The following is a 16,300-nucleotide window of genomic DNA, read 5'->3' on the forward strand; positions in this document are numbered from 1 at the left end:
CTTATCTGTGATAAAGCGAACCTTCAATTAGTGAGGACGTTTTCCAACCAGTGATTGGTGGTTAAGTGAATCAGGACATTGGCGACTGTTAACGCCCACCTTACTCACTATTTACAGGCAGGCATTTTATGGAGGCCTATCTGTAATAAAAGTGAATACAAGACTCACTTAAATTTAGCAAATGGTAGCATCGCTCGCATCACCTAATAGCTTACTGTTGTTAAATCTTGCGTTAATGACATAATAGACTTTCTAAATTCTCTCTCTAATACTACCTTACGCAGAAAAGGCTTAAATGTTTGTTAAAGCAAACATTTAAGCCTTTTCCTTACTTCTTCTTATCCCAATATGAGCCATCATTTGTTGCAACATTTCGATAAGGATCCAGATATTGCTTGGTTGATGTCGTTTTCTTTTTATTATTACGAATATCACTTTTAAGTTCTAAAAACAAATGGTTAAGCCTTAATTGAATCACTTTATCTTGCTCCATAATATCAAGACCCAATTGTTGTTCTTCTTTAGTATAAGGAGGTTGAATAGCCTTTAACAACTGTTCACGGCGATCAAGTTTTTCCTGAACCTCAAGTAAGATTTGATCACGGTTCTTAGCTGAAACAGGTTGTTCAATTAATGCCGCTAAAGCTTCTGTTACATCTTTCAAATCCGTTAGTGCTTCCATTAGGCTTTCGCACCTTGTGTATATTGCTGGGTTCGTGTTTGCTTTAACACTTCTTTCCATGTATCACGAAATTCTTCTACGACACGATTAGCTTCCATTAGTGATTCTAAATCATTTTTAATGTTGGCTTGGATTAAACAATGATTAACATAATCATAGAGTGGCAACATTTCTTTCGCAATTGGCGCACCTTGATCTAACGTCACCATAAGTTCGTTAATGATATTTTGTGCTTTTTGTATATTTGTGTTTTTTAATTGAATATCGCCCTGTTCAATACCTTTTTTAGCATATTTAATAAATTTCAAGCAACCGTTATAGAGCATTAATGTTAATTCCCCAGGAGAGGCTGTATTAACCGAATTATTCTTGTATGCTTGATAGTGTTGTTGCACCATTAAAAGACACTCCTTATCTTATTGCATCACTTACATTTGATTAAACTGTTGGAACATATAATTAGATTGATCATTCATTTGTTGAATCGCACGTTCCATTGCGGTAAACTGTCGCCAATAGCGATCTTCTGTTTGTTGCAAACGTCTTTGAAAATCGACCATGCGTGTGTCCATTTCCTTTAGACGACGTCCTAATGAATATTGCTCTAAATTCGATGTACTACGACCCGCACGCTCATTAATTTGTTTTGCTGTCCGATCAACAGCATCATCTAAGCGTTGGGCAATCCCTCTTGATCCATCATCAGAATTGTTGGTAAATAAGCTTTGAACAGCACGAGAGTCCGTTCTAAGTGCGTCACGCAATTTATCTTCATCAATCTCTAACTTACCACCATCCATGTAATTAGATGTCGTAGTAATCCCTATTTGTGACAAATGGTTAAATGCGCCATCCGTTTCAACAACGCTATTCAAGCTTGAGCGCATTCGACTTAAAGAGGTCGTTAAAATTGAACTACTTCTAAGCATACCACTTTTTGCTTGCTCTTCCCACTGTTCAATCTCAGACTCTGACATTTCTCTTCTTTGTTCAGTTGTTAATGGCGGATAATCACGATTACGTTTTTCTGTTGTCTTTCCATTAACAAACTCAACAAGCTCATTATATTTCTCTACAAACTTCGTAATCGATTCTACTGATTTATCAACATCGTTATCAACAGTAATATAAGCTGGAGAATCCATCACATTGGTAAAGTTATAGTTAATTCCGTTTAAAGTTGCTGAATTCGTTGTTGATGAAAAACCTGTTACACCATTATAACTATATTCAGCATTTGTTCCACCTGTTTCACCATCTTGGGTTAGCCCCAATACTTCTGTGAAGAAATTACTTGATTCATTGCCATCAAAATCAAATTCAATCTCATAGCCACCTTGATTATGATCACCTGTCTTAATTGTTTCCATCACGACTTTATCAGAATTCGCATCATAGAAAGCGCGCACACCATTATTCTGATCTGTTATTTTTTTCAAAATATCATTAAGCGAATCGCCTTCATCGATAGTAATCTCGTGGGTTTCTTCGCCATTATGATAGGTCTTAAAACTAATCGTTTCAGGAAGCTCACTTATATCACCATTTAAGTTGCCCAGTTGGCTTGCCAAATCATCAGATGCGTCAATCTTCGTTCCACCAGAAATACCTTGTTGAGATGCGTTGATCGCATTTCTCGCTAATTGTGTGACTTGAATACTATAGCTTCCGGGTTCAACACCTGAAGATGCTGTAGCAGAAATTGCATCTGGTTGTGAAGAAATAGCTGTTTTACTATTATACGTACTCGGTCGCTTCATAACATCATCTAATAGTAAATTTAACTCTGCATATAGTGCATTAACTTCACGATAAGCATCACGTTCCCATTCTAACAAGGTTTTATCCTGTTCCATCTTATCTAATGGTATACGTTCTGCCGCCATTAAATCTGCAACAATACCATCAATATCCATTCCAGTTGCTAATCCACCGATTCTCATACCCATTTCTTAACACCTCTTCTTAAATTTTTTCGTCAACAATTAATCCCATAAACTCAGCCATAGCTGCATACATATCTAACATTTGCTCAGGCGGAATTTCTCTAATAATTTCATCAGTTGATGAATCTACAACCCTTACATAATATTTCTCTAGTTTTTCATGCATTTCAAACTTAATCGATGTTCTAACAGGCTCTAGAAATTCATTAAGCCCTTCAACCATGCTTTCCAATTCGACACGATCGACAATTTCTGCATGACTACTAACAATGGTTGAGCGAGCTTGATGAGTTGCTTTCTCTCCTGCTTCGCTCACAAGATCGTTTTGGCCCGATCTTTGTGTTAAGCTCGCTCCAGGAACTATTCTACCGACATCCATCGCAATGCCATCTCCTCTACATGTTTACTTTTCCTTTATATCGACACATCTCAAAAATTATTAACTTTTTTTATTGATTTTTATGGAAATCGATTGAGAGTAGCTGGACTAGAAGGCTTAGACGGAGTCTAGTACCTTGAATTGAATGGCTTATGGAATATCATTTAAAAAACCAAAATAGAATAGGAATCATTAATATAATAATTGTTCCTCCAGCAGTTAGGAATATAACTTTAATTAATTTTTTTTTCAAGAAAAAACACCACCTATAAGGATTATTTTAAATGTAATACTATCATTGTTTTTAAAATATTCCTATCTCAGTATATGAGCCACTTTTGGTCAACCTTCGCGATCACGTATCTATTTAGATAGTCAAAATATTGAAGAACATATAAAAAATAAATAGAATATGTGGATATATATCGGGAGACCAACATGTCCAGAATGTGAGAAACTTTCTCCTGTTTTAAAAGAAGGTCTTGAAGAAAACAACAAACATGTTTATTATTACAACACTGATAAAGCAAGCGAAGAAAATGAACAAGAAATGATTACCTTGCTTGAAAAGTTAGAAGTTAAATTAGTTCCTACCATAATTCACTTAAAAGAAGGTGAAATTATAAAAACCAGTGTCGGTTATCAAGATAAGACTAGTCTGGAAAAATTGTTGATTGAGTAGAAATTCTATCTATAAGGATTTCTTAGTTTATTGATATGATAAACTATGGGCGTTGCCAGCAACCTTTCATTACCTTTGCTACTTTTTGATTAGTCATCATTAATAGTGGAATTTTTATTGGGCTGGCAAAGCCTTTTTTCTATGCTCATTACAATAGCAAGATTCTAAAGTTTTCTTTCTATTTTGAGCTGAGTGTTTTATGGACGGTTACCTATGATAAAAAGCGCTATTTTCCCTTTATTAATTTGCCTTGTTCCATCCGATACACGCTGTCACAATACTTTAATAAACTTTCATCATGAGTGACCATTACTGCAGCCTTTTCTTTCTCTTTAACCTCTCTTGCAATTAATGCAACAATTTCATCGCTGCGAGCTTGATCCAGGTTTGCAGTCGGTTCGTCAGCTAAAATAATCTCAGGATTATTCATAAATGCCCGCGCAATCGCAACACGCTGCTTCTCCCCACCTGAAAGTTGATGTGGATAATACTCAGCACGTGCTTTCAAACCAACGCTTTCAAGCAGCTGGCCTAACCACTGTTTGGCTTCACGATCCCAGTTTCCTTTCATCTGAGCAACAAGCTTTAATTGTTCGTTAACCTTTAGATAAGGAACAAGATTAGCTGCTTGAAAGATATAACCAATTGAAGTTAAGCGGACATTGGCTAACTGCTTATCTTTGTAAGAAGCGATCGATTGACTATTGACGAAAACCTCACCATGATCAGGCGTTAACAATGCACCAGCAATTGACAGAAACGTACTCTTTCCCGATCCAGACGGGCCAATCACGGCGGTAAACTTTCCTTTCTCAGCTGTGAAGGAGATGTCTTGGAGTATATTAATGTATTGTTCGCCATCTTTAAATGCTTTCGTCACATTTTCTAACACTAGTGGTGCGATCATTATTCCGTCCTCCCCATTGCTTGTTGTGGATCAACCTTAACAATTCGTATACTTGATAGTAATGAGCCTAATAACGAAACGATTAAAATCATAATTGAATAGCTTGCGATCAATGACAAATCAAATTCAAACGGCATGCCTTCTGGTAAAATATTCGAAACAAATATGGTAAAAGCTGTAGCCAAGATTAAACTAATAACAGTTAAACAGAAGACTTGTAACAATGTTGTCCCGACCAAAAATAAATTTTTTGCTCCAATTGCCTTTAGTACACCAAATTGATTAAGCTTCTGAATGGTTAATATATAAAAGAATGCAGCTAACACAAAGACTGCGATAATAATGAGGAATGCAATCATCATCATAAGGGACATTTGCTCTGAAGAATGACCGGGTACCGCTTGAATAATAGCATCTTTTTCAACCCAAGTCCCATCATTGAGCGTTTGATGAATGTCAGTTTGTAATTCTTCGTTCACTTCTTCAATCACAATCGCATTAGCGACTTGGTGTGGTGTTAAATCTAAGTTATAAAATGCCGTTTCAGCAATATAAATAATCGGTGAATGGCGGTATGTTTGATTTTCAGTAAACCCTACTACGGTAAAAGTTAGGTCTTGATCTGCTTCGTAGAGCGTATCACCAATATTTACTCCATCGGCTTTCATCGTTCGATCAACAACGATTTCTAGCATGTCCGAATCATTTAAATCTTCGCCTTCGATAACACTAGGATAGAGGAAAGCTTCAGGATCGATTGGGATCAATGTGACATCTAATAACGTCTCACTCGATGCTGCATCAAGACGATACATTTGTGTGAGAAGGGGTTGCCACCCTGTATCGCGGGGTATTTCTTCCTCTAATTCATCAATGATATAACCCGATTGATCAAGCCTATTCTCTGCATCTTCCTGCAAATAAAAACGAGTAGCTGCCATATCCTCCAACGCTGCAATATTATCATTTGACAGCCCTTGTGCTAGCCCACTAACAATAAAAACAAGTGAAGCCATTAAAAATAGAATAAATCCAATTAGACTGTATTTCAGTTTGAAAAAATGAATTTCTTTTAATGCTAAGGAAAACATAAACGAATCTCTCCTTTTTAAAACGTTTAGTCATAACGAAACAGTTTAATAAAAATGGGATCATAAACACACAAACATCTTACAAACTATTTTAACCTTTATATATATAAAATGCGAGGCAAACCTGATCGTCATGAATGTTTATCATAAAACGAGGGGCTGGGACAAAAGCGTAACAAGATAAGAAAAATCCAAACATTGTCTGATACATGTAGCGCTTCGGTAAAACACTTCGCTTTGTTCAGAATGTTCGGATACGCCATTTCATTATTTAATTATGTGCCAAGCTCTTAGTGAATCAGGACATTAGCCTCCGTTAGCTACCGCTCACATAGATGAACTCTATTTTCTAATTTGAGTCAGGCATTTTACGGTCACTTATCTGTGATAGAATCTTTTAAAAAACATGATTAAAAGCATGATTTAACAGACGACGTCCATTCTATATTTTTTTAAAGAAGAAATTCTATCAAACGGGTGAACGGCCTAGCCACCAAGGTCATGATACGCTTGATTAATGGAGTCGATTCAAGCTGATTTGTTAAGCTTGCCTCTCCTTGATTTACGAGTAAGCTATTGGAAAGGTAGTCCTCGTTTATCAATGTCATGACCTCATCTGCCAAACCGGGGCTATCGATTACAATCATCGATTCAGTATTGAGAAAAGCACTGCGTGCATCTAGATTAAAGGAGCCAACTGCGGTGATTTGTTGATCAATTATTATTGATTTCATATGTAGTGATTGATCAGGTCCTTGAAACTCATATAATGATAAATCGGAAGCAGCCAGAGCTTGGCGATGATTACGATAACCACTATGCGCGATCATATTAGGAGTAGCAGCTAAGCCATTGGTTAACAGTTTACCATCAACCCTATCCATTCGAAGCTTACTTAAATCTTCACGGATGAGCCGACTCGGGATTACATACGGGCTCTGCACGAGCGCTTGTTGCTCTGCCTGGTCAATCAGTGCTAACATTTCTAGCCAAACATTAGGTTGCTTATAAAATCGATCAATTGAATTATGGACAAAGAAACCACCATTTATCTGATGCGCCTGATCACGCCACTCACTCATCCGCTCACAACGCTCATGTGACGACGTCTGATAGCTCTCGTATGAGGTTTCAAGGTTTGTTTTTTCCGCTACCGCCCGTCGTTCTCCCCATCGAGTCAAGTCTTTATCCGTTTGCAATACTGTAAATTCATGTGACCAAAGATAGTCAAAGTAATCGCTGATTTCCGAGGTTAAGGATGACTGCTGTTGATTTTCATTAACAATTAAAACATCTCGATCATTAGAGCTTCCTTGATAATGATCGGGTGCAAAATATTTGTCACCAATATTGCGCCCCCCGATTAATGCGTATGTTTGATCAGCGACGATAAATTTATCATGAAGACGATTATGCCAGCTCCATGGGCGAGTGGGATCAAATGGCTCATAAAAACTTAAAGACATATTAGGGTGTTCATTAAAGACACGAATAATGTCCCGATCACCAAACCTTATATTATGAAAAATACCATCAATTAAAAAGCGAACCTGTACCCCTCGATCAGCTGCTGCAAGGAGATGAGCATAAAAAAGATCAACAGTCTCCCCGCCTTGCATCGCATAATAAGAAATATCAAGTGAATGTTCTGCTGATTCAATTAAATCAAGCCTCACCCGCCAAGCATCTTGACGATCCTCAATTAAGACAACCTGTTCTGATGTTTCACTGATCCATCGTTGCTGAGTAGAGTCCAAATCGCGTTCAGGTGGCGTGTAAATACCAAAGGCAAATACAGCAGTTAGCAAGACATAAATAAAATAGCCTAACAAAACGTATTTTGTTAGGCTTTTCAAATGTAATTTCTTCACAATATAATCCCCTTCTGCGCTTTAACGACGGCGCCCAAAGATCATAATAAATTTAAGCAACTGTAACACAGCCATTAATGTACTTGCTACATAAGTTAAGGCTGCTGCATTCAATACTCGGCTAATTCCTGCTTGCTCATTATTAGTGACAAAACCGAGTTCCAACAATTGATTTTTCGCTCGCCGACTCGCATCATATTCCACAGGTAAGGTAACCAACTGAAACAATACAGCAGCAGCAAACAAACCAATTCCGATACCAATCACCTGATTTCCTAGCACCGAACCTACACCAAAAAACAGGAAACCAACTAAGAATAAGAGCGGTGCCATTCTTGACCCTAATTGAGCAGCTGGAAATAACGCTGTTCTAAATTTAAGCATCGCATAGCCACGCCCATGTTGAATCGCATGTCCCACTTCATGGGCTGCGATCGCCAAGGATGAAATTGAAGAACCACTATAAACAGGACCTGATAACCGAACAGTTTTAGCCCTAGGATCATAATGATCAGATAGATCACCTCGATTAGAACGTTCAATCGTTACATCATAAAGCCCATTCTGATCTAAAATACGACGAGCGACTTGAAGTCCAGTAATTTGCGCACTCGCTTGGATCCGAGCATATTTATGAAAATTATTTTGTACTTTTGACTGTGCCCACATTGCTAAACCAAATGCGATAAATATTAAAAAATCCATGGGATGAAAAAACATCTTATATCACTACCTTTACTTATTTTTATTTTTTTTACAAACGACAGCATCAACGCCTTCTTCCTCACATAACCATGCTGCAATTCGTTCCATTAAAGACTTTTCTTCTGTTATTAAGTAACCTTTATTATTACGCTCTAGACTTATCATTAAGTCAAAGTTAGCCAACTCAGTCACCTCGTTTTATTGATTTGCTATTAGTATATACGACAATTATGAACTAAGTATGAACTAACGTGAATTTTTTAACTCGGAAGGCAAACGGATAAAGAACGTCGTTCCAACACCAATTTCACTGACTACATCAATGGAACCTCCATGTAATAAAATAATCTTTTTGACAATTGATAAACCTAAACCATTACCTGAACTATTGTTAGAACGTGCCTGATCAACTTTATAAAAGCGATCAAACAAATAAGGAAGTGAATCTTCAGGAATACCGACACCTGTGTCATTAACCCGAATCACATGGTTGTGCTCTTCTAGATAATTAGAGATATGAATGTCTCCACCCTGATGATTATATTTTATCGCATTAACAAGTAAATTCAACCAAACTTGCTCCATCAAATCTTGATCAGCCATAACATCATGATCCATTAAATCAAGATGGATGGTTATATTTTTTTCTTGCCATAATAGCTCTGTTGATAATACAACACGTCTAATCTGTTCAGCTAATCGATAACGCTCTGGTTGATAAGGATGCTTTTCAGAGTCCAATGACGCCATTCTTAGCAAATTATCCGATAATCTTGATAAACGATCGGCCTCTTGGTAAATAATTCGCAAATATTCTGTTTGATTTTCTTGGTCGATTAGTCCATCTTGCAATGCACGAGTATAACCTTTAATTGATGTTAACGGTGATTGAATTTCATGAGAAACGTTACTAACAAATGTTTCACGTACTTCATCCATATTCGCTAATGCCTGAGCCAAATCATTAAAGCTTCTCATTAAACGCCCAACCTCATCTTGTCTTTCAGTCGATAAACGAACAGTAAAATCTCCCGTCGCTAATTGTTCTGCAGCCGTTGTCACTGAACGAATACTTGCCACAAAATAACGTGACACCCAGATAATAAAACTACTACCAATTAAAAGCACAAGTAATAATGCATGTAGTGTACGTCGCCTTGAGCCTGCCATATCATCAGTAAAGTCAACGTTAACAAACAATAAATACGGCTGATCTTGATAATGAATCGTGGTCCCGATAAATCGTTTCATTTGCCGGCGATCTGGAATAAATGTCGTAATCTCAGAATCATCAATAGACTTGACCTGGTCAATCATCTCTTCATTAATAAAGTCGGTATTCATCTCAGGTAAATAAGGCTGCCCCGTGTAATCAAGAATAACGGTTTCAACGCCAGCATCCTCTAACAATTGTAACAGCCTCGGCAAATCCTGGGTATCGACTAATGTTAATAGTTCAGCAATATAATCCGAGGTTTGTTCCATTTCTTGTTGATAGATATATTCATCTTGAAAGAAAAGAGCAGTAATTAAATATGAAGCAAGCAAGCTACCTATTACCCCTGTTATAAAAGTAAAAACAAATTTCCAATAAAGACTTCTGCTCATTTAAGTCACATCCTCTAATCGATAGCCCAACCCTCTAACTGTAGTTATTTTCAATTGCTTAAAAGGCTCCAATTTTTCGCGTAACCGTTTAATATGAACATCGACAGTCCGCTCATCCCCTTCATAATCAAACCCCCAAATTTTCTCAACAAGCTGAGCCCTTGTGAAAATACGCCCCGGCTCATGTGAAAGTTCAAAAAGCAATTCACATTCTTTCCGTTTTAATGCTACCGACTGGCTCTGATCAGATACAGTCAAACGATCTAAATCGACTTCTACATCACCAATGCGATTCCGTTTTTCTAAACTTAAATTGTATCTTTTTAATAACGCATTTACACGCAGTACCAGTTCGACTGGATCAAATGGCTTGACAAGATAATCGTCAGTCCCTGCTTGGAAACCTCTCACCTTATCTTGTGATTCACCTTTTGCCGTTACCATTAGAATTGGAATTTGGTAAAAGTCTTTAATTTCTTTCGTTAAAGTAATACCATCGACCTCAGGCATCATCACATCAATAATGGCAAGATCAATTGGCTCTCGCTCCATTATTGTTAAAGCCACCTCTCCATTTACAGCTTCTAGTACGTGATGTTGTTTATCTGTTAAATATAATGAAATTAATTTACGGATATGCGGATCATCATCTACTACTAATACAACTGCCACCATTCACACTCCAATCGTATCTTCTCTATTTAGATTATCATGACTTTAAATAAACTGCTATTGTTAGCCTATCATCACATTTCATTTAACAGAAAAACTCGCCCAGAAGTTCCGGGCGAGTTACTTAAGGAAAAATTTATTTTAATAACCTTTTAGCTTATCTACTTGATTCAAAAGGGGTTGACCGGACTGATAGCGAATGATATTTTCTTTAAACAACGCCATAATTCGGTCAATATTTTGTTGAGATAAATAAGCCTGATGCGGTGATATGATGACTTGATCCATATGCCAAAACGGGTGGGTAGCTGGTAATGGTTCGACTTGGAAGACATCGAGTGCTGCACCGCTAATTTGACCATCATTTAAAGCATCAACCAGGTCTGATTCAACAATAGCATTCCCTCTACCTACATTAATAATAACCGCGCCCTCTTTCAACTGGCTGATACGCTCACTATTTAAAAAGTCATCGGTTTCTGGTGTTGCTGGCAAGGCCAATACAATATAATCCGCTTCTTGGATTACCTCATCTACACGGTCCATTCCAACAATTAAGTCAGTAAATGAATCAGATTGATCAGTTGGACGGCGACGACAGCCACTGACCTTCATCCCAAACGCTTTACATCGTTTAGCAATCTCATAGCCAATTTGACCATAACCTACAATACACACATGTGCATTTAGTAAATCTCCAACGGGTTCTTTCTGCCACAATTGACGTTGCTGATTAATACGAAGCTCTGGAAGTCGCTTAGAAAACGCAAGAATCATTGCCATCGTGTGCTCTGCAATCGGTACAGATGTGCACCCTTTTGTATTGGTAATTATAAGATCATTATCTTGAGTGTACGTATTGATCAAAGCATCAACGCCGACACTTAGCGATTGCACCCATTTTACGTTAGGTGCTTGAGTCAATATTGATAAATCATCGATAAAACCTAGTGTAAATATAACTTCACAATTCGTTAAATCCGCCTCTGAAATCGGCTCTGCTTCTCCAATATTCCAAGGTTCTACAATAATTTGTTTACATCTTTTCTCAAAATACTGACGATAATGTTCTGGAATGTTAACACGAAAATAAACGGAGGGCCATTGTTTCGTTGTTTCTGTTAAAACACTTTGCATAAGCCTTTCCCCCTAACCTATTCTGTTATCCTCTATACTATTATGATAAGTTTTATTGCAAGAATAACAACATGTTTGTTAAGGAAGTTAACAAGGTTTACCCTAATTAGGTTAATCATCTACACAGTCTGACGTTCAATTAACGAAGTGACAAATTGATGCTCACTAATATGATCAGGTTGTAATGCTTGTTGAAATAATTGTTGTCCCATTTGCAACAATGGGAGGTCAATCGTAGTTATCTCCATAAAATTAGCAATCGGTTGATTATCAAAGCCAATCAAAGCTAATTGATGAGGGATATCAACATGATGTTTTCGACAAACCGTTACCATCCCAGCAGCAATTTGATCATTTGCGACTAATAGTGCTTCCGGCCTGTTTTTTTGTTCTAACCACTTCAAGGCAATGTGTGCACCATCTTCAAATTGATAGCAACCGTAATAGGTATAATCCCGATTGTATTCTAGTCCATTTTCTTTCAAAAAATCTTGATATGCCTGCCACCGCTGTTTACTATTTGCACCGTTTTGGCGACCTACACAATAACCAATCTTGCGATAACCTTTGTCATACAAGAACGATAGCGCCTGACTAAACGCTTGATAATGATCAATATAACTCGCAGAAAATGTTTGTTGGCTCGTTTTTTCTGCTAAAACAATTGGCCCGTATTCTCGATACTCCAGCAAGAATGGCCAATCAATCTCTCTAGAGCAAAGGATTAAACCATCCAATTGCTTATACTTCAACATATCTAACGCCTCTCGTTCACGTTCTAACCGGTAATTTGTTTGAAACAAAATAATTTTATGATTGTCCTGTTCCGCCTGTTCCATCATACCTTCAACTAATTTCCCGAAATAAGGATGATTGGTAAACGGCACCACTACACCGATAATATTTGTCTTACCCGTACTTAAATGAATAGCATTCATATTCTGATGATAATTTGTTTGGATCACAGCTGTTTCAACAGCCCGTCTTTTTTCTTCACTCACATAAGGATGATGATTTAAAACACGCGACACAGTCGAGACGGACACACCAGCAATTTTGGCAATATCTCTAATGTTCGTCATATTATACACCTACTTTAATCATGGGTTCATTAACCATTATAACGAATTTCCATTAATAAAACGAACCTTCAATCAGAGATGCTTTCGTTGTTTGCTCACTGATTGCTAGTTGACATAAATCATGCCTAAATCGATTTACCTCTGTTCTCTATTTTGAGTTGGTTAGCTGTGAAAAATAATAATAAAATTTGAACTGAAACGCGTTTCATACGCTATAATGAGAGCTGTGTTGCTAGATAAGTGAGCGTTACGTACTAACGGCGTTATGATTTATCTAGCAACCCTTTTTTAATAAGAAGTTGGACGCCAGCATATCCTTTCATAAGATCGCTGCTTGTTTACATGCGAATTTCTCTTCTTTCGTGCGATCACAGCTTGTTTACGTGCGAAATTCTCTTCTTTCGTGCGATCGCAGCTTGTTTGCGTGCGAATTTCTCTTCTTTCGTGCGATCGCTGCTTGTTTACATGCGAACTTCTCTTCTTTCGTGCGATCACAGCTTGTTTTCGTGCGAACTTCTCTTCTTTCGTGCGATCGCTGCTTGTTTTCGTGCGAACTTCTCTTCTTTCGTGCGATCGCTGCTTGTTTTCGTGGGAAATCCCCTTCTTTCGTGCGATCGCACGAAAGAGATAATCAGCTAAGTCATAAGTAATTTACCGAAAATAAAGTCTGGTAAATATCAAGCAGAACGAGTGGAGATGAAAATGTTGCTAATTAAAGTGTAACATTAAAAGAAGAGCCATTTGCTTTATGAAAAAGCAAATGGCTCTTCTTATTATATCGACTTAATCGCCTGATCAATGGGCTGTGAACCAGAAATAACTTGGAATTCTTTATTTATCGTCGTATCATTGATTAAACTTGCTAAGATAACTTCAGCTATATCTTGACGTGGCACTTCTCCTCGATCAACGGTTTCTGCTAATTGAACTTCTCCTTTGCCGGAATCGTTCGTTAAGCCACCTGGATGAATAATCGTGTAATCTAAATCACTTGCTCTTAACCACTCATCCGCATAATGTTTTGCTACAACATAAGGAGCGAATGATGCCGGCGAAGATTGGATTGCTTCTCTTGTCGTATCAAATGAACTAATCATAATATAACGCTTTACACCAGCCTTTTTAGCTGCTTCTATCGTTTTGACAGCACCATCCAAATCAACCATAATCGTTTTATCTTTCCCTGTATGCGGTCCTGATCCAGCTGTAAATACAATTGCATCTACATCATCAGCCGCTTGAGCCATCGCATCAATACCACCTTCTAAATCGACCACTACCGTCTCAGCACCTAATTTTTCAAAGTCATCCGCCTGTTCAGCCTTCCGAATCATTGCTTTCGCTGTAAAATCATCACTACTTTGAATTAAGGAAACAAGGTGTTTTCCGATTTGACCATTTGCTCCAATGACAAGTACTTTACCCATTAAAATCATCCTTTCTAAACATAACAAACGTTCTCTTGTATTATATATCCATTAAAACAATAGACTAAACATAATCCATCTATCCGTTTAACGGACATTCCCAGCGTTTTCATGTAATGAATGTGCCTTGTTGAATCTTTTCCAGACAAGATATAATATCATCAGTTACGTGATAGGTCTTCATTTTTAACATTTCGGCCGGTTCAATATCATTAGTTAACGAATCACCTACCATTAGCGTCTGTTCCGGTTGAAATTGATTAGCTGACATAACATGTTCAAACGCCTGTAAGTCAGGTTTCTCATAGCCAATTGCTTCTGATATATAAATCGGGCAAATATCTGTTAAACCTAATAACTCTACCTTTGCCTGCTGTTCTTCGATTAAACCGTTCGTTAAAATGACTAGATCATAATCCACTTTCAATTTCTTTAAACCATCAATTACCTGTTGATTAGGTTGAAGTTCCGCTAGTAATAACTGAAAAAAGTCTTGATAGAAAGCATCACCTTCTAGTAAAGTGAAATCCAAATTAAAGGTCTGTAGAGTTAAAGAAATCCGTTGCCTTCTTAGGTCTGCCAAAGTGATTTGTTTTGCTAATAGCTTCTCCCATAACAATGCGTCTATCTTGCGGTAAATCGTCATAAAACCATCATATGTGGTAAATTGATCAAATCCACGTTCAAAAAAAATCTGACGGTGCGCTTTTTCCCAACACGCATTAAAATCAAATAGCGTATTATCTAAATCAAAAATAATATTTTTTACTTCCGTCATCAATAACTCAGCTCCTTTTTTATTAGTTGACGTGCTATAGGTAAAGCAAAGTCTTTAATGCCACTCGCTAGATCATTCCTGTTTCCACCCTTAATAGCCACCCATTCAAATGATAAAATTTCATTAGCAACTTCCAATCGTGCTACATGCTCAACCAAGTATAAATGTGTAGTTAATTTTACATCTTCAAATTGTGAAGGTGTAGTAAATGTTTGTAAAAAAGTAAGATTTTCCATACTAACCCTCAAGTTTAATTCCTCTGCTAGCTCTCGTATTAATGCTCGCTCTGGCGTTTCATTCTTTTTTAGTTTTCCACCAGGTAATATAAAGTGAGAGGGGTGTAGCTTCTTCTTGACCGCTAAAATGGATTGATCTTTTATAATAAGAGCTGAAGCTTTAATCATCACAGATAACCTCCTCTTCCTTTAAACCCTCAGTTAATAGTGTTATGTACTCATCGCATAGATGTATTTTTTCACTCATATATTCATAAATCATCTCATCGGTCGGTTCAGAAAATGAATCACCAAAAATAGATACACCTTCTAGAGATTTATTTGATATACCAAAGTCTAATAACGCATACTTTACTTGCTTCCTTGTGCCAAAGTGATAAATTGGAGAATCATATGCAATGCCGTATTTATACTCATAGTTTTTTAAAAATTGCATGGCTACAGTTTTTTGTTCGACAAGATCATCTTGATATTTAACAACACCATCTACTAAACGATAGATCTGATTTTGCAAGCAATATACGGTAGCAGCTGCATGAATAGCCATCTTGTCACCTAATAAAACCATATTTACTCCCCATCGCTTTATATCTGATTCAATATCTTTAATGGCTATTCTCCTAAACAAGCCACTTGTCATTAAAGTAACTCTTGATATAGATACACTAGGAAAACGATCTACAATTTCATTCACTCTAAATTGTGATAATTCACTTTTAATACCAATCCCGCTATTACACGTTATTAAATGAACCTCCCTTCCTTTTGTTGCTTCTAAACATGCTACTAACGATGAATCTTTCCCTCCAGTAAACAAAACAGCGACCTTTTCATTCATCGATAACACGACCCTCTTTCCAATTTTAAACATATCCTTAAATTAACATATACTCTTTGTGCTAGTCAATTCAAAAGCGAATGAATTTGTTAATTAATAATTTAACGTTCATATTTCGACAATTAAATATTAAAAAGAGTTAAAAAATATATTAATACGTCATTAAAAGTCGAATAATATCAATGAATGCCAAGTATTAAATAATCATAAAATACACCTTCAATCAGTGAATGTCTTCACCCTCCTTCCACTGATTGTT

Annotated in this window: 18 protein-coding genes; 1 reads left to right on the forward strand and 17 read right to left on the reverse strand. The window is 37.0% G+C overall.

What is annotated here, in order from left to right:
* Positions 1 to 328: 328 nt before the first annotated feature.
* Genes fliT through flaG form a run of 4 tightly spaced genes read right to left on the reverse strand, consistent with a single transcriptional unit; the run spans position 329 to position 3,007 of the window.
* A complete protein-coding gene (fliT, locus tag B494_RS0111295) occupies positions 329 to 682 on the reverse strand; it encodes a flagellar protein FliT (RefSeq protein WP_017472513.1) in 354 nt (117 codons plus the stop codon).
* Positions 682 to 1,080: a flagellar export chaperone FliS gene (fliS, locus tag B494_RS0111300; RefSeq protein ID WP_017472514.1), complete on the reverse strand. Its 399-nt coding sequence runs from the start codon at positions 1,078 to 1,080 to the stop codon at positions 682 to 684. The genes fliT and fliS overlap by 1 nt, the downstream gene beginning before the upstream one ends.
* Positions 1,081 to 1,110: 30 nt before the next feature.
* Positions 1,111 to 2,631: a flagellar hook-associated protein 2 gene (locus tag B494_RS0111305; protein WP_017472515.1), complete on the reverse strand. Its 1,521-nt coding sequence runs from the start codon at positions 2,629 to 2,631 to the stop codon at positions 1,111 to 1,113.
* 16 nt (positions 2,632 to 2,647) lie between these two features.
* Positions 2,648 to 3,007 carry a flagellar protein FlaG gene (flaG, locus tag B494_RS0111310; RefSeq protein ID WP_017472516.1) on the reverse strand — a complete coding sequence of 120 codons (360 nt, stop codon included), beginning with the start codon at positions 3,005 to 3,007 and terminating at the stop codon, positions 2,648 to 2,650.
* Between the two features lie 412 nt (positions 3,008 to 3,419).
* Between flaG and B494_RS19930 the strand changes: the two genes are divergently transcribed.
* Entirely contained in the window at positions 3,420 to 3,689 is a 270-nt protein-coding gene (locus B494_RS19930; RefSeq protein ID WP_017472518.1) for a thioredoxin family protein, read from the forward strand.
* 226 nt (positions 3,690 to 3,915) lie between these two features.
* Here B494_RS19930 and B494_RS0111325 read toward each other — a convergent pair whose 3' ends face one another.
* The 13 genes from B494_RS0111325 to B494_RS0111385 form a co-directional block, all read right to left on the reverse strand.
* On the reverse strand, positions 3,916 to 4,596 hold the full coding sequence (locus B494_RS0111325) for an ABC transporter ATP-binding protein (protein WP_017472519.1): 681 nt from the start codon (positions 4,594 to 4,596) through the stop codon (positions 3,916 to 3,918).
* Positions 4,596 to 5,687, reverse strand: coding sequence for an ABC transporter permease (locus B494_RS0111330; protein WP_017472520.1), 1,092 nt, complete (start codon positions 5,685 to 5,687; stop codon positions 4,596 to 4,598). The genes B494_RS0111325 and B494_RS0111330 overlap by 1 nt, the downstream gene beginning before the upstream one ends.
* 452 nt (positions 5,688 to 6,139) lie before the next feature.
* Positions 6,140 to 7,558, reverse strand: a complete 1,419-nt coding sequence (locus B494_RS0111335) for a phospholipase D-like domain-containing protein (protein WP_017472521.1) — start codon at positions 7,556 to 7,558, stop codon at positions 6,140 to 6,142.
* A 21-nt stretch (positions 7,559 to 7,579) separates the two neighbouring features.
* Positions 7,580 to 8,278, reverse strand: coding sequence for a zinc metallopeptidase (locus B494_RS0111340; RefSeq protein WP_017472522.1), 699 nt, complete (start codon positions 8,276 to 8,278; stop codon positions 7,580 to 7,582).
* Between the two features lie 15 nt (positions 8,279 to 8,293).
* On the reverse strand, positions 8,294 to 8,446 hold the full coding sequence (locus tag B494_RS21005) for a hypothetical protein (RefSeq protein ID WP_017472523.1): 153 nt from the start codon (positions 8,444 to 8,446) through the stop codon (positions 8,294 to 8,296).
* A gap of 63 nt (positions 8,447 to 8,509) precedes the next feature.
* Positions 8,510 to 9,871 (reverse strand): sensor histidine kinase, encoded by a 1,362-nt coding sequence (locus tag B494_RS0111350; protein ID WP_017472524.1) that lies wholly within the window; start codon positions 9,869 to 9,871, stop codon positions 8,510 to 8,512.
* Positions 9,872 to 10,543, reverse strand: a complete 672-nt coding sequence (locus B494_RS0111355) for a response regulator transcription factor (protein WP_017472525.1) — start codon at positions 10,541 to 10,543, stop codon at positions 9,872 to 9,874.
* Positions 10,544 to 10,684: 141 nt separating this feature from the next.
* The gene (locus B494_RS0111360; protein WP_017472526.1) at positions 10,685 to 11,680 is read right to left on the reverse strand and encodes a D-2-hydroxyacid dehydrogenase; all 996 of its coding nucleotides are present in this window, start codon (positions 11,678 to 11,680) and stop codon (positions 10,685 to 10,687) included.
* Positions 11,681 to 11,799: 119 nt separating this feature from the next.
* On the reverse strand, positions 11,800 to 12,762 hold the full coding sequence (locus tag B494_RS0111365) for a LacI family DNA-binding transcriptional regulator (RefSeq protein ID WP_017472527.1): 963 nt from the start codon (positions 12,760 to 12,762) through the stop codon (positions 11,800 to 11,802).
* Between the two features lie 773 nt (positions 12,763 to 13,535).
* Positions 13,536 to 14,189: an SDR family oxidoreductase gene (locus tag B494_RS0111370; protein WP_017472528.1), complete on the reverse strand. Its 654-nt coding sequence runs from the start codon at positions 14,187 to 14,189 to the stop codon at positions 13,536 to 13,538.
* A 109-nt stretch (positions 14,190 to 14,298) separates the two neighbouring features.
* Entirely contained in the window at positions 14,299 to 14,967 is a 669-nt protein-coding gene (locus tag B494_RS0111375) for an HAD family hydrolase (RefSeq protein WP_017472529.1), read from the reverse strand.
* Positions 14,967 to 15,371, reverse strand: coding sequence for an NUDIX hydrolase (locus B494_RS0111380; RefSeq protein WP_017472530.1), 405 nt, complete (start codon positions 15,369 to 15,371; stop codon positions 14,967 to 14,969). The genes B494_RS0111375 and B494_RS0111380 overlap by 1 nt, the downstream gene beginning before the upstream one ends.
* Positions 15,364 to 16,041 carry a hypothetical protein gene (locus B494_RS0111385; RefSeq protein ID WP_017472531.1) on the reverse strand — a complete coding sequence of 226 codons (678 nt, stop codon included), beginning with the start codon at positions 16,039 to 16,041 and terminating at the stop codon, positions 15,364 to 15,366. Before B494_RS0111385 ends, B494_RS0111380 begins: the two co-directional genes overlap by 8 nt.
* Positions 16,042 to 16,300 lie beyond the last annotated feature (259 nt).

The organism is Amphibacillus jilinensis Y1 (genome assembly GCF_000306965.1).
Classification (GTDB): Bacteria; Bacillota; Bacilli; order Bacillales; family Amphibacillaceae; genus Amphibacillus_C; species Amphibacillus_C jilinensis.

Coding starts and splice junctions, on each gene's coding strand:
- fliT (WP_017472513.1), bottom strand. CDS start 682: ATGGAAGCACTAACGGATTTGAAAGATGTAACAGAAGCTTTAGCGGCA.
- fliS (WP_017472514.1), bottom strand. CDS start 1,080: ATGGTGCAACAACACTATCAAGCATACAAGAATAATTCGGTTAATACA.
- B494_RS0111305 (WP_017472515.1), bottom strand. CDS start 2,631: ATGGGTATGAGAATCGGTGGATTAGCAACTGGAATGGATATTGATGGT.
- flaG (WP_017472516.1), bottom strand. CDS start 3,007: ATGGATGTCGGTAGAATAGTTCCTGGAGCGAGCTTAACACAAAGATCG.
- B494_RS19930 (WP_017472518.1), top strand. CDS start 3,420: ATGTGGATATATATCGGGAGACCAACATGTCCAGAATGTGAGAAACTT.
- B494_RS0111325 (WP_017472519.1), bottom strand. CDS start 4,596: ATGATCGCACCACTAGTGTTAGAAAATGTGACGAAAGCATTTAAAGAT.
- B494_RS0111330 (WP_017472520.1), bottom strand. CDS start 5,687: ATGTTTTCCTTAGCATTAAAAGAAATTCATTTTTTCAAACTGAAATAC.
- B494_RS0111340 (WP_017472522.1), bottom strand. CDS start 8,278: ATGTTTTTTCATCCCATGGATTTTTTAATATTTATCGCATTTGGTTTA.
- B494_RS0111350 (WP_017472524.1), bottom strand. CDS start 9,871: ATGAGCAGAAGTCTTTATTGGAAATTTGTTTTTACTTTTATAACAGGG.
- B494_RS0111360 (WP_017472526.1), bottom strand. CDS start 11,680: ATGCAAAGTGTTTTAACAGAAACAACGAAACAATGGCCCTCCGTTTAT.
- B494_RS0111365 (WP_017472527.1), bottom strand. CDS start 12,762: ATGACGAACATTAGAGATATTGCCAAAATTGCTGGTGTGTCCGTCTCG.
- B494_RS0111370 (WP_017472528.1), bottom strand. CDS start 14,189: ATGGGTAAAGTACTTGTCATTGGAGCAAATGGTCAAATCGGAAAACAC.
- B494_RS0111375 (WP_017472529.1), bottom strand. CDS start 14,967: ATGACGGAAGTAAAAAATATTATTTTTGATTTAGATAATACGCTATTT.
- B494_RS0111380 (WP_017472530.1), bottom strand. CDS start 15,371: ATGATTAAAGCTTCAGCTCTTATTATAAAAGATCAATCCATTTTAGCG.
- B494_RS0111385 (WP_017472531.1), bottom strand. CDS start 16,041: ATGAATGAAAAGGTCGCTGTTTTGTTTACTGGAGGGAAAGATTCATCG.